We start from the raw sequence: 13403 nt of genomic DNA on the forward strand, positions 1-13403 counted from the left end.
GGGCCATGGCGATGTTCGTGCACCTGACCACCGCGGCGAACGCGCCGCGGATCCGCCGCGCCGGGATCCGGGCCGACAGCCGGGGGCAGGGCGGGGTGCGCGGGCTGTACTGCTTCCCGGTACTGCCCTCGTACCCGCTGACCCACCAGTGGCTGCGCGAACTGGCCCGGTTCGGCACCGGGGGCTCCCTGGTCGCGGTGCACCTCCGGCTGGACGACGCACAGCAGGTGCTGGCCGGGCACTACCGGGACCGCGCGAGGGACGCCCAGCAGTGGGTGCCCGCCGCCGAGGCGGTGCGGCGGGTCGCCGAGCTGGCGGACCCGCGCGGCTGGGAGGTGTTCGTGCCGCGCGCGGTGGGCGCCCGCGAGGTCCACCGGATCCGCGGCGTGCCGCAGGTCTCCGGCTGGCGCTACCAGCCGAACGCCCACGGCACCCGGCCGTGCCCCTGCATGGGCTGCCAGCCCGTCGGCGGGTACGGCAGCCGTCGGCTGCGCGAGCGCCACCAGCACCCGCTGGACGCCCCGCCGCCGCCCGTGCCCGTCCTGCTCGCCCGGATCGAGGCCGCCGGCGAGCCGGGCGACCCCGCCGAACTGCTCGCCGCCCTGCAGAGCTTCGGGCGCCGCCGCCGCGGCCCACTGGACCGCCTCGCCCGGTTGGCCGCCCACCCGGACCCGGCCGTGCGCGAGGAACTGGTGTGGGCCGTCGCCGGCTGGTCCACCCCGGGCGTCGCCGCCCTGCTCGACGGCCTCGCGAACGACCCGCACCCGGACGTCCGCGAGGCCGTCGAGGCGGCGCTGGAGCGCTGAGGGCCGGCCGTCAGGAGACGCGCTTCGCGGCCAGGAGTCGTCGATGAAGCTCGGGACCGAGCAGGTGCGGCCGGAGCCGTAGAAGCTCCCGACGTGCCCGTTCGGCCGATCCGGGCGATCATGGGACGAACCGCGTCTCGGCGATTCGGCGCACCGGTGTCAGTCCGGCCGCGCCCGGAAGGTGGACTGCGATGTTCCAGCTCCTGTGGATTCTGCTCATCGGCTTCGTGCTGGGCGTACTGGCCAAGCTGATCCTGCGCGGGCCGCAGTCGATCCCCTGGTGGCTGACGATGCTGCTCGGCGCCGCCGGGGCCTGGCTCGGCAACGCCGTCTCCGGATGGATCGGCGTCCGCCACACCTCGGGCATCGACTGGATCCGGCACCTACTCCAACTCGGCTTCGCCGTCGCCCTGGTGGCCTTCGTCGCCCCGGCCTGGAGCAAGTCCCACCCGAGCCGCTGACCCGGACGACCCGGACGACCCGGGCTGCCGCCGCCCCGGACCGCCGGTGGCAGGAGGCGGAGGCGGCCGACCCGTTCGGCGGGGAGGCGCCGTCAGCCGACGTGGACGGCCGGGCGGCGGCTGCGGTCCGGTTCCGCCTCGCGCAGGACCTCGCGGGTGACGGGGGCGATCTCGCCCTGGCCGAAGAGGAAGAACCTGAGGAACTGGGCGAAGGGATTGCCCTCGGTCCACTCGAAGTAGATGTGCGGCTGCTGCCCGGTGAGGTCCCGCACCCGCAGCAGCAGGGCGGCCAGCGCGTTCGGCACGCTGGAGCTCTGTAGCGTCAGCACCCGGTAGCGGTCGTGCAGCACCTCGCCGCGCACGGTCAGTTCGGCCTCGAAGTCGGACGGGTCGAGCACGGTGACCTCGACGAAGACCAGGTCGTCCTCGGTCGGGATGTCGTTGTCGGCGCGGATCTGGCGGATCTTGTCGCGGTACTCGGCGAGGTCCCGGCTGTTCGGCTCGTTGGCGATCAGCCGCAGCGGGCGGTACGTGTAGTCCCGGACGAAGCGTTCCGCGACGACGTCGAGCACCACGTCGGTGACGCGCAGTTCGAAGGCCCGCTTGAGCCGGGAGAGGAACGAGACCAGCATGATGCCGGCGATGAAGCAGCCGCCGATCTTGACGCCGTCCGGCCGCTCGGCGATGTTCACGGCCGTGGTGTAGAGGAAGACGCCGGCGATCGCGGCGAAGCCGACCGTCCTGCGACGCTGCCCCGACTTGTGGGCGGCGATGGTGACGGCGATGGCGGCCGAGCTGATCAGCACCAGCACGCCGGTCGCGTACGCGCCGCCCTGGGCGTCCACGTTGGCGTCGAACAGCCAGGTGACCAGGAAGGCGATCAGGGTGAGGACGATCACGGTGGGCCGCACCGCGCGGGCCCAGTGCGGGGCCATGCCGTAACGGGGAAGGTAGCGCGGCATCAGGTTGAGCAGTCCGGCCATCGCGGAGGCGCCGGCGAACCAGAGGATGGCGATCGTGGACAGGTCGTAGACGCTGCCGAAGGTGTTGCCGAGGTTCTGGTGGGCGAGGTAGGCGAGCGCCCGCCCGTTGGCCTGGCCGCCGGCCTTGAAGGCGTCCGCGGGGATCAGCAGGGTGGTGATGAGGCTGGTGGTGATCAGGAAGCAGCTCATGATCGCGGCCGCGGTGGTGAGCAGCTTGCGGGCGCCGCGGATCCGGCCGGTGGGCTTCTCCTCGGTGTCGTCCGGGTCCCCCTCGATGTGCGGCATCACGGCGACGCCGGTCTCGAAGCCGGACAGGCCGAGTGCCAGCTTCGGGAAGACGATCAGCGCGACGCCGATCATCGCGATCACGTTGCCGTGCTCGGCGGTGAGCGCGTCGGTCCAGTCGCCGACGACGTGCGGGGCCTTCAGCACGTGCCAGAGCCCGTTGGTCACCACCACGACGTTCAGCGCGAGGTAGACCGCGACCAGGACGACGGCGATGCCGATCGCCTCGCTGAAGCCCTTGAGGAAGACCCCGCCGAGCAGGGCCACCATGATGAGGGTGATCGTCACCTGCTTGCCGGTCAGCAGGCTGTGCAGATGCGGGTTCTCCACCAGGTGCGCGGTCGCGTCGGCAGCCGACAGGGTGATGGTGATCATGAAGTCGGTGGCCGCGAAGCCGAGCAGCGTGAGCACGAAGAGCTTGCCCTGCCAGAACGACAGCAGCCGCTCCAGCATCGCGATCGAGCCCTGGCCGTGCGGGCTCTCCTGGGCGACCCGCCGGTAGACGGGCAGGGCGCCGAGCAGGGTGACGACCACCAGCACGATGGTCGCCAGCGGCGAGAGCAGGCCGGCGGCGAGGGCGGCGATGCCGGGCTGGTAGCCGAGCGTGGAGAAGTAGTCCAGGCCGGTCAGGCACATCACCCGCCACCAGCGCTGGCCCTTGACGTGCGGCGCCTCGGCGTGCGGGCCGGGGTGCTGCTTGGCCATGTCCGACAGGCCTTCCAGCATCCACGCCCGGAACCTCGCGCCGCGGGTCGCGGGTGCCACCCCCGGATCGGCCGAACCCGACGACACCACGTGCACCCCTGTCCACCAGTCGGCCGGCCGCGCTCGGCTCCGGCCCCCCAAAGGCCGCCGGACGGCGGGCCTGGTCAGGCTAGGGGACCGGACCGGTGCCGCCGGGGAGCAGCGCGTCCGGACACGCCAGGGGTGCCCCGGACGGCCCTCAGCGGTGGCGGACGGCGCCCCGTCGTGCCGGCCGTCCCGGCGCGGCGGGCCGCACGCACTGCCCGGAACGGGCGAGGATATCCGCGCGATCGACGGATGCGTGCAGGTTTGCCGAGAACGGACACCAGGGAGGCAGCGGTGGCGGAACCGAGTCGGCGGGGCATTCTGGGCCTGGGCCTGCTGGCGGCGGCCACCGCCTCCTGCGGCACCCACCGCCCGGACCCCGCCCCGCGCTCCTCGTCCGACGGCCCCGCCCCGCGCCCCTCCCCCGACGACGCCGCCCCGACCGCCGCCCAGCGCGTGGGCGTCCCGCCGGAGCAGTCCCTACCCGGCGCGCCCGACTGGGAGATCACCGACCCCGGCCCCGCCGACGCCATCGAGGGCTTCGCCGACCGGGTCAGCGTGCTGCCCGGTGAGCAGTTCGGCCTGCACGTCTCCACCCCGGCCGCCGCCTTCACCGTCTCCGCCTACCGCACCGGCTGGTACGACGGCGCCCGCGCCCGCCTGGTCTGGCGCCGTGAGCACGTCCCGGGCGGCCGGCAGCCCGCCCCGCGCGTGGACCCCGCGACCAGGACCGTGCTGACCGGCTGGCAGCGCACCCTCGCCGTGGACACCACCGGCTGGCCCGAGGGCGCCTACCTGCTGCGCCTGGACGCCGAGGACGGCTCCGGCCAGCGCTACGTCCCGCTCACCGTCCGCTCCGCCGTCACCGCCGGGCGGACGGTCGTGATGAGCGCCCCCGCCACCTGGCAGGCGTACAACGAGTGGGGCGGGTACAGCCTCTACAACGGCCCCACCGGCGGTCTGGCCACCCGCTCGCTGCGGGTGGTCTTCGACCGGCCCTACGACTACGACCACGGCGCCGGGCTGTTCCTGGTGTACGAGGCGCCGCTGGTCGCGCTCGCCGAGCGGCTCGGGCTGCCGCTCGCCTACACCACCGGGATCGACGTGGCCCGGGAGCCCGGGCTGCTGCACGGCGCGAGCGCCGTCCTCTCCCTCGGCCACGACGAGTACTGGTCCCCCGAGCAGCGCGCCCAGGTGGTCGCGGCCCGGGACGCCGGCACCAACCTGGCGGTCCTGGGTGCCAATTGCTGCTTCCGCCGGGTCCGCTTCGAGCCCTCGGAGCTGGGCCCGGACCGGACGGTGGTCTGCTACAAGGACGCGTGGGCGCAGGACCCGGGCCACCAGGCCGGCGCCCCGGCGACCACCGACTTCCGGGCCGGCCCGGGCGCCGACCCGGAGAGCTCGATGCTCGGCGTGATCTACGACGGCTACCCGGTGGACGCCCCGTACGTGGTCGGCTCTCCGGAGCACTGGGCGTTCGAGGGCACCGGCGTCGCCGCCGGGGCGTCGTTCCCGCACCTGGTCGGCGTCGAGTACGACCGGGTGGACACCGCCTTCCCCACCCCGCGTCCGATCGAGGTGATCGCGCACTCCCCCGTGGTCTGCGAGGGCCGCCGCTCGCACTCCGACACCGCGTACTACACCGTGCCGGGCGGCGCCGGGGTGTTCGCCTCCGGGACGATGCGCTGGGTGGAGGCCCTGGACGCGCACGGGCCCGGGGGCGGCAGCGCCGACCACGGGATCGACGCCCGGGCCGGGGACCTGGTCCGCCGGGTCACCGAGAACGTCCTGCGCACCTTCGCCGCCGGCCCGGCCGGCCTGACCCACCCGGCCCGGGACAACCTCGCGACCGTCTACGGCGGGGCGTAGCCCGCCGGGGGCTGCGAGGGGCCGCCTGCGAGGGGCCGTCGAGGAAATTTCCCGGAACGACGGATCGGGGCGGTGACGCGGTGCCCCGGGCACGCATCGCGGTCGAACGGATTTCCGGGCCGTGGCCGGCCGTGCCCAGCCCGTCACCCGGGGCGAGGAACCGTCCGCCGCACCGATACACTCACACGGTCTCATCCACAGCAGGTCGTCAAGGACAACCGTCCGGCGTGGCACGGGTGCCGGCCGGAAAGGGCACGAGGGAAACAGAACATGGTCGAGGCCTCCCCGAAGGTCGTTGTCGTCGTCCCCACGTACAACGAGCGGGAGAACCTTCCGGTCCTCGCGGGTCTTCTCGCGGACCTCCCGGTACCGGGCCTGCACCTGCTGGTGGTCGACGACAACTCGCCGGACGGCACCGGCGAGATCGCGGACAAGCTCGCCGCGGAGTCCGGCGGCACCGTCGGCGTCCTGCACCGCACCGAGAAGGACGGCCTCGGCCGCGCCTACCTGGCCGGCATGGCCCGGGCCCTGGACGAGGACGCCGACGTCGTGGTCCAGATGGACGCCGACCTCTCGCACCCGGCCTCGGCGATACCCGCGATGGTCCAGGCCCTGCTGGCCGACGACACCGCCGTGGTGCTCGGCTCCCGCTACGTGCCCGGCGGTTCGACCGCCGCGGAGTGGCCCTGGCACCGCAAGGCCCTCTCCGCCTGGGCCAACCTCTACGTCAACACCATCCTCGGCCTGGGCGTCCGGGACGCCACCGCCGGTTTCAAGGCCTGGCGGGCGAGCACCCTGCGGGCGATCGACCTGCCGAGCGTGCAGAGCAGCGGGTACTCGTTCCAGGTCGAGATGAACTACCGGGTCGTCCAGCGCGGCCTGACGATCCGCGAGGTGCCGATCCGCTTCGAGGAGCGGATCGAGGGCGCGTCGAAGATGAGCATCGGGGTGCAGGTCGAGTCGGCGCTGGCGCCCTGGAAGCTGCGGCTGAACCGCCAGGACCCGCGGTAGGCCGTAGCCCGCCGGGCCGTGCCCCTCGCCCGGGTCAGGGCCAGGGCATACGGGTGCCGGTCGGACGGCTCGGCGGTGTGAAGGGCGACCACGGGGAAAGAAGGGCGACATGGCCCTTCTCCCGGAGTCCCTCACGGCCCTGATCCGCCGCGGTGCCCGAGAACCCTTCGTCGTCCAGACCGTGCGGGCCACCGTGGCCGCCACCCTCGCCTTCGCGGTGGCCACCCGGCTCAGCAGCGAGCCGGCCCCGCTGACGGCCCCGCTCACCGCGCTGCTGGTGGTGCAGGTCACCGTCTACTCGACGCTCAAGACCAGCATCCGCCGGGTCAACTCGGTGGTGGTCGGCGTGCTGATCGCGACCGGGTTCAGCGCCGTGGTGGGGCTCTCCTGGTGGAGCCTCGGGCTGATCATCCTGGCCTCGCTGGTCGTCGGCCGGTTCGTCCGGGTCGAGGAGTTCGTCCAGGAGGTCGCGATCAGCGCCATGCTGATCCTCGGCGTCAGCGGGCTCGCCTCGCAGGCCTGGGACCGGGTGCTGGAGACGCTGATCGGCGCCGCCGTCGGCCTGCTGTTCAACCTGCTGTTCGCCCCGCCGGTCTGGGTGGACACCGCCGGGGAATCGATCGAGGACCTCGCCCGGCGGGCCCGCCAGCTGCTGCTGGACATCGCCGAGCAGTTGGGCCGTCCGACCCCGGTCGCCCGGGCCGCCGAGCAGCTGCACGAGGCCCGCCGGCTCGACCACGCCATCGCCGACGTGGACGTGGCACTGCGCCAGGCGGAGGACAGCCTGCGGCTCAATCCACGGATCAACGACGGGCTGCTGTCCCGGCTGGTGCTGCGCACCGGGCTGGACACCCTGGAGATCTGCGTGGTGGTGATCCGGGTGCTGGCGCGCTCGCTGACCGACCTGGCCAAGCGGCGCGCGCCCGGCGAGCGGCTGTTCCCGCCGGACGTCGCGGTGGGCCTGGAGGAACTGCTGGCGCACGTCGGCGGGGCCATGGTCAGCTTCGCGGTGCTGGTCACCACCCAGGTGAGCCGCAGTGCCGAGGAGGCGGAGCGGCGGCTGACCGCCGAGCTGGCCGCGGCCTGGACCTGCCGGGAGAACGTCGCCCAGGTGCTGCTGCGGAAGGTGCGGGAGCACCCCGAGGCGTGGCAGTTGCACGGTTCGATACTGGCCGAGGTGGACCGGATCCTGGACGAACTGGACCTGGAGCACCGCAGCCGGCGACTGATGGAGGAGCTGGACCGGGCCTCGGTGGCGAGCCGGGAGCGGTTCTCGCGGTTCGCCGGGCTGCGCCGGTTCGTCCGGGGCGAGCGGGCGCGCCCGGCGGTGCGGGCCGGGCGCTGAGCCTGCGTCGGACTCCGGGGGCGGGGGTTTGGGGGCTTGGGGGGCTTGGGGGCTCAGGGCATCGACCAGGGTTCCTGCGGGAGCGGGTGGCCGGTCTCCAGGTAGGTCTTCAGGTTGGACAGCACCGCCGACCAGCCCCGCTCGACGTCCGCCCGCTCGGCCTCGTCGGCCAGCTGGTCGTGGGTGACGGTGAGCCGGGTGAGGTCGTGCCAGCCCCGGAGCTCGAAGGTGACCTTGGAGGGACCGCCCGGGCGCCGCTCCCCGGGCGCCGCCCAGGTGGTGACCAGCCGGTGCGGGCGGTCGGCGGCCTCGACGACGCCGATCACCTCGGCCGTCCCGGAGCCGTCGGCGCGCTGGTGCTCCCAGGGCGCGCCGGGCAGCCAGGTGGAGACGTTGCGGTGGCCCCAGTAGAGGCCGGACTCGTCGGCGTTGGTGAGGGCGTGCCAGACCCGCTCGGGGGTGGCGCGCAGGTAGAGGGTGCTGTGGAGGGCGGGCGCGGCCATCGCGTCAGCCCCTGGCCGCGTCGAGCAGCGGCTGGACCTCGATCTTCTGCATCCGCATCATCGTCGCCATCACCCGGCCGGCCTTGGCCCGGTCCTCGTCGGCGATCAGGTCGAGCAGGACGCGCGGGGTGATCTGCCAGGAGAGGCCGAAGCGGTCCTTGAGCCAGCCGCACGGGCCCGCCTGGCCGCCGTCGGCGGTGAGCTTGGCCCAGAGCTCGTCGACCTCCTGCTGGCCGTCGCACTCCACCTGTAGCGACATGGCCTCGGAGAAGTGGAACTCGGGGCCGCCGTTGAGGGCCGCGTACTCCCGCCCGGCGAGTTCGAAGGCGACGGTCATGACCGAGCCGGCTCCGCCGGGGCCGGTCTCGGGGTAGCGGGTGACCTGCGTGATGCGGGAGTTGGGGAAGAGCGAGGTGTAGAAGGTGGCGGCCGCTTCGGCCTGGTCGTCGAACCAGAGGAAGGTGGTGATCTTCTGCATGCGCCCGACGGTAGCCCCGGGCCCCGCCCGGACGGCCGAGCCACGGCCGGGGGTCACCGGTTCGGCGCCCCCGGCCCGCGGCCCGCCCGCCACCGGGTCAGTGCACCCAGCCCGCGTAGCGCTGTACGAAGCGCAGGCCGGTGTGGGCGGTGACGACGACGTCGTAGCGGCCCTGCTTGTCCAGCGGCCAGGACAGGTTCGCCTGTTGCCCGGGCTTGACCCGGACGGTCTGCGCGGTGCCCGCGAAGTCGTTGGGCGCGGCGGTGAAGGAGACGTCGGTCATGCCGTCGTTGGCCACCTGCAAGGTGAGCCGCACGCTGCCGTGCAGGTCGGCGGTGACGATCGGCACGCCGATGTCGTTCTGGCCGTCCTGCCCGTCCCGGACCACGGTGCCGGCGAAGCGGCGGACGAAGCCGTCCGGGCCGTGGACGGTGAAGTCGTAGCGGCCGTTGGTGGCGGCGGCGTCCCAGACGTACCGGGCGGTGGCGCCGGGGGCGACGGTGTACGGGGTGCCCGCGAAGGGCAGCGCGATGTTCGGGTAGACGGTGTACGGGAAGGCCACCGAACCGTCGTTGCTCATCGTGCAGGTGACCTTGCCGGTCTTGCGGTCCACCTCCACGTCGGCCCACGGCTGGTAGGGCAGCGGGCGGTGCGGGCGCTCGCCGCGCTCCTGGACGGGCATCGCCTGGGCTCCGACCGCCGGGAGGGCGACGCCGGGCAGCTTGGTGCCCGCGTCGGCCCTGGCCATCAGGGCCGTGGTGTCGGGCAGCGACGGGACGGACGGGTTCGGCGCGGCGAAGTCGAAGCAACTGGTGAGGTCGCCGCAGACGGACCGGCGCCAGGCCGAGATGTTCGGCTCGGCGACGCCCGTGACCAGCTCCATGAAGCGCAGCACGGAAGTGTGGTCGAAGACCTGGGAGTTGACCCAACCGCCGCGCGACCAGGGCGAGACGACCCACAGCGGGACGCGGTTGCCGAGGCCGATGGCGCGGCCCTGGGTGAACTCCTCGGGGGTGCCGGGCTCGGGGGTGGGCGGGACCATGTGGTCGAAGTAGCCGTCGTTCTCGTCGTACATGACCAGGAAGACGGTGTGCTGCCACACGGCCGGGTTGGACATCAGCGACTGGAGGGCCTGGTCGACCCAGTGCGCCCCGTACGCCGGGCCGGCCTCCGGGTGCTCGGAGAAGAGGTAGGGGGCGACCAGCCACGAGATGGTCGGCAGGGTGCCGTCCTTGCAGTGGCGGTCGAAGGCGGCCGGGTCGAACTTGGTCATCGCGTTGATGTAACGCGGGTCGGTGGGCGGGAAGTTGTGGAACTGCTTGAAGTAGGAGAGGGCGTTGTCGTCGTAGTCGCCGGTGCGGTCGTCCTTGCTGGGGTTGTGGTAGACCCGCCAGCTGACGCCGGCCTGCTCCAGGCGCTCGGCGTAGGTGGTCCAGTCGGCGACGGGGTTGTCGGTGACCGGGGTGTTGTCGATCCAGGGCCCGGTGGTGCCGTCGCGGCCGGGACCGGAGGTGCCCGTCCAGAGGTAGAGCCGGTTGGGGTCGGTCGGGCCGGCGAGGGAGGTGAAGTAGGCGTCGCAGAGGGTGAACGCGTCGGCCAGGGCGTACTGGTAGGGGATGTCGTCCCGGGTGAAGTAGCCCATGGTGCGCTCGCCCTTGGCGGCGATCCACTTGTTCATCGCGCCGTTGTTGATCGCCTGGTGGCCGGTCGCCCAGTCGTGGGGCAGGCCGCCGGCGTTCTGCGCGTTGTACTTCGAGGTGTCCATCCGGTACGGCAGCATGGCGCCGCCGTCGCTGCGACGGCTGTCCGGCTGGCGGAACACGTCTGCGCCGTCCGGGAATTGGAGCGCCTGCTTGTCGCCGAAGCCGCGGACGCCGCTGAGCGTGCCGAAGTAGTGGTCGAAGCTGCGGTTCTCCTGCATCAGCACGACGACGTGCTTGACGTCCTTGATGGTGCCCGTCAGCCGGCCGGAGGCGGCAGGGGCGGCGGCGGGGGCTGCCTCGGCGGGGGCGGCGCCCAGTCCGGTCAGGGCGGTGGCGCCGACGGCCGCGGTGGCGCCGACGAAGGTGCGGCGGGAGAGCTCGGACATCACGAACTGGCCTCTCAGAGCTGGAAAGTGGCGACGGCGGCGGCGGTGTCGGAGGGCCACTCGTTGGCGGCGGTGTTCGGCTCGGGCTGCGGCCAGTCGGCGACCAGGGTGTGCGCCTCGACCAGCTTCAGCGGGCCGGCGTACTGGACGTAGTCGATGCGGTCCTGCGGCTCGGGCTTGGCGCCGCGCTGCTTGCGGGTGGGCGACCAGGTCGCGCCGGGGAACTTGACCGGGTCGCGGTGCTCCTCGCGGAAGGTGTCGGTCAGCCCCGCGCCCTGAAGGGCCACGCTGACGGGCCAGTTGAGCACCCCGACGCCGCCGTGCGCGGCGGCGGTGGCGGCCGTCCAGTCCAGGTGGGACGGCGAGGAGAGGGCGCCGGCGAGCACCACCGGGGTGCGCCGGGCGATGTCCGCGCGCACCGCGGCGGCCAGGGCCCTGGCCTGCTTCAGGCGGAGCGAGGCGGCCTCGGCGGCCTCCGTCTGGGCGGCCGTCCGGCCGTCCTGGAGCGCGTACGGGCCGTAGCCGGCCTCGTCGAGGTGCGCGGTCCAGAAGCGGACGGCCCGGCCGCCGGGGAGCTGCACGGTGGCCCCGGCGGCGGGCAGGTCGGCGGTCGGCGGGGTGACGTCGGCGAGCGGGTAGCGGCTCAGGATGCCGACGCTGCCGGGGCTCTGGTAGGCGTACCAGCCGAGCGCGTCGGCCAGGGTCTTCGCCCGCTCACCGGCGGTCTCCTGGAGGGCGAGGACGTCCAGGCCCTGGGTGAGGACGACCCGTAGCTGCTTCTCCAGGGCGTCGGTGTACCCGGCGCCGGCGTCGTGCAGGTTCCAGCTGGCGGCCTTGAGGCGCGGCGGCGCGGCGGGGTCGACCACGGGGATGAGGACGGTGACGGTGTCGACGGCACCCGCGCTGTCCTTGACGCCGACGACGGCCAGCTCGGGGCTCTTGCCCGCCGCGGGCGCGGTGCCGGTGAGCGTGCCGTCGGCGGTGACGTTCAGCCAGGACGGCCCGCTGACCTTGCGGAAGACGGCGGTCCCCGCCGGGTTGCCGACCGGGCGGGACCAGAGGCCGCCGAGCTTGACGGAGACCGCCGCGCCGGGGGCGACGGGCGCGGTGGTGAGGGCGTCCACGGCGCTGTGCGGGCGGACGACGGCCGGCTTGGCGCGGAAGCTGAACGGGGCCGTCCGGGCGAGGACGCCGTAGCCGTCCTTGGCGAGCAGGTAGGCGGTGTACGGGCCGCCGGTCAGCGCGGAGGTGTCGAGCTGGAGGTCGCCGGAGGTGCCCGGGACGTACTTCCAGAGGAGGGAGCCGCCGTTGCCGGGCTGGCGTCCGCCGTCGTACACGCCGACCCAGTTCTTGGCGTCGGGGGCGTCGGTCGTCCAGTGGAAGGTGAGCCGGTCGCCTTCGGTGGGGTTGGCGGAGGAGGTGAGGGTCAGGGCGCTGCCTGCGGCCACGGTTGTCCTGTCCGCCGCCCGGGGCCCGGTCCGCCGGGGGTCGGCGCCGGGTCCGCGCGCGGCTGGTCACGGAGGCTGGGGAAGGGAGGGCCCGACAGTTGGCTGTACAACTGTGGGCGGCCCTCATTCATCCGAAAGTCAGCGACCGGGACGTGAACGGCGTGTGACGGCCCATCGGGCGGTTCGGGAACTCCGTGGCGGGCGGCGGGAATTCTCGGCGGAGACGCCGGGGGGCCGGAAGCGCCGTGAGGGCCGCGACGGGATCCGTCGCGGCCCTCACGCGCTGCTGCGCCTCTCGGCTGCTGCGCTTCTTGACTTCTCGGCTTATGCCAGGGCGAGGAACAGCTTCTCCAGCTCGGCCTCGCTCATCGGCGGGGTGTCCTCGTCGGACGCGGCCATGCACTGGCGCATGCCGCTGGCCACGATCTTGAACCCGGCCCGGTCCAGGGCACGCGAGACCGCCGCGAGCTGGGTGACCACGTCCTTGCAGTCACGGCCCGCCTCGATCATCGCGATCACCCCGGCCAGCTGGCCCTGGGCACGGCGCAGCCGGTTCAGGACCGCGCCGACCGACTCCTCGTCCACCTGCATGTCCGGGCCGCCTTTCGCATCGACTGTCGACTGACAACTGTACCCGGTGGGGTATCCATTCCCGGGCGGGGCGATGCGGGCGGGGGCACTGGGGTGTTCGGCGGTTCGGCGACGGTGTTCAGCCGCTTTGCCCAGCAGCTTTGCCCAGCAGCTTTGCTCAGTGACTTTGCTCAGTGACTTTGCTCAGTGGCTTTGGTCAGCGGCTGTGCTCAGCGGCGGGCGAGGCGGCGCTCGCCACCGGCGCCGGTCTCGTACGGGAGCCCGTAGTGCGCGAACACGGCCGGTTCGTCCTCGGCGGGCAGGACGTCGTCGGTGCCGATCGACGGCGCCTGCTTGACCTGGTTCTTCGGGAACGCCACCTGGACGTAGTCCGGCCCGACGACCGCCCCGTCGAGCGGGACGAACACCAGGCGGCGCCTGGTCACCAGGCCGACCGTGACGGTGGCGAAGAACGGCTGGTCGGTGGCCGTCTCCACGTAAACGGACTCCAGCGAGCCGATGCGGTGGCTCTTCTCGTCGACCACGGCGTGGCCGCGCCATTCGCGGATGTCTGCCATAGCGATCACCACAGCGTCGGACCTCCTGTTCCCCGGTCTTTCCGCTTCCGTCACCCGACAACGGTTCGCCGCCGGGACCTCCCATCCTCCGCCGGGACGACCGGGGGCGCGCGATGGGCGACGAAAACGGACATACAGGGGTGACCTGACCAACCGCCACCAGGGCCGTGACCTGGGCTTTAGGCTGT

The 13403-nt window shown here is 73.2% G+C and carries 12 protein-coding genes; 5 read left to right on the forward strand and 7 right to left on the reverse strand.

Annotated elements, in window-relative coordinates; genetic code table 11:
* Positions 1-5: 5 nt before the first annotated feature.
* Entirely contained in the window at positions 6-806 is an 801-nt protein-coding gene (locus ACIO9K_RS24140; protein ID WP_363617137.1) for a HEAT repeat domain-containing protein, read from the forward strand.
* A gap of 191 nt (positions 807-997) precedes the next feature.
* Complete coding sequence (locus tag ACIO9K_RS24145; protein WP_363582603.1) at positions 998-1267, forward strand: GlsB/YeaQ/YmgE family stress response membrane protein; 270 nt, start codon at positions 998-1000, stop codon at positions 1265-1267.
* A 92-nt stretch (positions 1268-1359) separates the two neighbouring features.
* On the opposite strand, the gene ACIO9K_RS24150 is transcribed toward ACIO9K_RS24145, so the two are convergent.
* Complete coding sequence (locus ACIO9K_RS24150) at positions 1360-3261, reverse strand: amino acid transporter (RefSeq protein WP_363617139.1); 1902 nt, start codon at positions 3259-3261, stop codon at positions 1360-1362.
* A 315-nt stretch (positions 3262-3576) separates the two neighbouring features.
* Between ACIO9K_RS24150 and ACIO9K_RS24155 the strand changes: the two genes are divergently transcribed.
* The 3 genes from ACIO9K_RS24155 (at position 3577) to ACIO9K_RS24165 (ending at position 7549) form a co-directional block, all read left to right on the forward strand.
* On the forward strand, positions 3577-5193 hold the full coding sequence (locus ACIO9K_RS24155) for a N,N-dimethylformamidase beta subunit family domain-containing protein (RefSeq protein ID WP_400332919.1): 1617 nt from the start codon (positions 3577-3579) through the stop codon (positions 5191-5193).
* Positions 5194-5463: 270 nt separating this feature from the next.
* The gene (locus ACIO9K_RS24160) at positions 5464-6204 is read left to right on the forward strand and encodes a polyprenol monophosphomannose synthase (RefSeq protein ID WP_363617143.1); all 741 of its coding nucleotides are present in this window, start codon (positions 5464-5466) and stop codon (positions 6202-6204) included.
* Positions 6205-6313: 109 nt separating this feature from the next.
* Positions 6314-7549: an aromatic acid exporter family protein gene (locus ACIO9K_RS24165; RefSeq protein WP_363617145.1), complete on the forward strand. Its 1236-nt coding sequence runs from the start codon at positions 6314-6316 to the stop codon at positions 7547-7549.
* Positions 7550-7602: 53 nt separating this feature from the next.
* On the opposite strand, the gene ACIO9K_RS24170 is transcribed toward ACIO9K_RS24165, so the two are convergent.
* The 6 genes from ACIO9K_RS24170 to ACIO9K_RS24195 all read right to left on the reverse strand — a co-directional run bounded on the left by ACIO9K_RS24170 (position 7603) and on the right by ACIO9K_RS24195 (position 13224).
* A complete protein-coding gene (locus tag ACIO9K_RS24170; RefSeq protein ID WP_400332923.1) occupies positions 7603-8052 on the reverse strand; it encodes an SRPBCC family protein in 450 nt (149 codons plus the stop codon).
* Positions 8053-8056: 4 nt separating this feature from the next.
* Positions 8057-8530 carry a VOC family protein gene (locus tag ACIO9K_RS24175; RefSeq protein ID WP_400332926.1) on the reverse strand — a complete coding sequence of 158 codons (474 nt, stop codon included), beginning with the start codon at positions 8528-8530 and terminating at the stop codon, positions 8057-8059.
* Positions 8531-8627: 97 nt separating this feature from the next.
* Positions 8628-10619 carry a phosphocholine-specific phospholipase C gene (locus ACIO9K_RS24180; protein ID WP_363582593.1) on the reverse strand — a complete coding sequence of 664 codons (1992 nt, stop codon included), beginning with the start codon at positions 10617-10619 and terminating at the stop codon, positions 8628-8630.
* Positions 10620-10633: 14 nt separating this feature from the next.
* On the reverse strand, positions 10634-12067 hold the full coding sequence (locus tag ACIO9K_RS24185; protein ID WP_400332930.1) for an endonuclease/exonuclease/phosphatase family protein: 1434 nt from the start codon (positions 12065-12067) through the stop codon (positions 10634-10636).
* 324 nt (positions 12068-12391) lie between these two features.
* The gene (locus ACIO9K_RS24190; RefSeq protein ID WP_363582589.1) at positions 12392-12658 is read right to left on the reverse strand and encodes a metal-sensitive transcriptional regulator; all 267 of its coding nucleotides are present in this window, start codon (positions 12656-12658) and stop codon (positions 12392-12394) included.
* Between the two features lie 209 nt (positions 12659-12867).
* A complete protein-coding gene (locus ACIO9K_RS24195) occupies positions 12868-13224 on the reverse strand; it encodes a PRC-barrel domain-containing protein (RefSeq protein WP_363617605.1) in 357 nt (118 codons plus the stop codon).
* Between the last annotated feature and the right edge of the window lie 179 nt (positions 13225-13403).

It is taken from the genome of Kitasatospora sp. NPDC087271, assembly GCF_044744605.1.
Classification (GTDB): domain Bacteria; phylum Actinomycetota; class Actinomycetes; order Streptomycetales; family Streptomycetaceae; genus Kitasatospora.

Excerpts from the sequence above, each read along its gene's own strand:
- ACIO9K_RS24175 (WP_400332926.1), bottom strand. The coding sequence starts at position 8,530 with ATGCAGAAGATCACCACCTTCCTCTGGTTCGACGACCAGGCCGAAGCG.
- ACIO9K_RS24170 (WP_400332923.1), bottom strand. The coding sequence starts at position 8,052 with ATGGCCGCGCCCGCCCTCCACAGCACCCTCTACCTGCGCGCCACCCCC.
- ACIO9K_RS24155 (WP_400332919.1), top strand. The coding sequence starts at position 3,577 with ATGCGTGCAGGTTTGCCGAGAACGGACACCAGGGAGGCAGCGGTGGCG.
- ACIO9K_RS24150 (WP_363617139.1), bottom strand. The coding sequence starts at position 3,261 with ATGCTGGAAGGCCTGTCGGACATGGCCAAGCAGCACCCCGGCCCGCAC.
- ACIO9K_RS24140 (WP_363617137.1), top strand. The coding sequence starts at position 6 with ATGGCGATGTTCGTGCACCTGACCACCGCGGCGAACGCGCCGCGGATC.
- ACIO9K_RS24145 (WP_363582603.1), top strand. The coding sequence starts at position 998 with ATGTTCCAGCTCCTGTGGATTCTGCTCATCGGCTTCGTGCTGGGCGTA.
- ACIO9K_RS24190 (WP_363582589.1), bottom strand. The coding sequence starts at position 12,658 with ATGCAGGTGGACGAGGAGTCGGTCGGCGCGGTCCTGAACCGGCTGCGC.
- ACIO9K_RS24180 (WP_363582593.1), bottom strand. The coding sequence starts at position 10,619 with ATGTCCGAGCTCTCCCGCCGCACCTTCGTCGGCGCCACCGCGGCCGTC.
- ACIO9K_RS24160 (WP_363617143.1), top strand. The coding sequence starts at position 5,464 with ATGGTCGAGGCCTCCCCGAAGGTCGTTGTCGTCGTCCCCACGTACAAC.
- ACIO9K_RS24165 (WP_363617145.1), top strand. The coding sequence starts at position 6,314 with ATGGCCCTTCTCCCGGAGTCCCTCACGGCCCTGATCCGCCGCGGTGCC.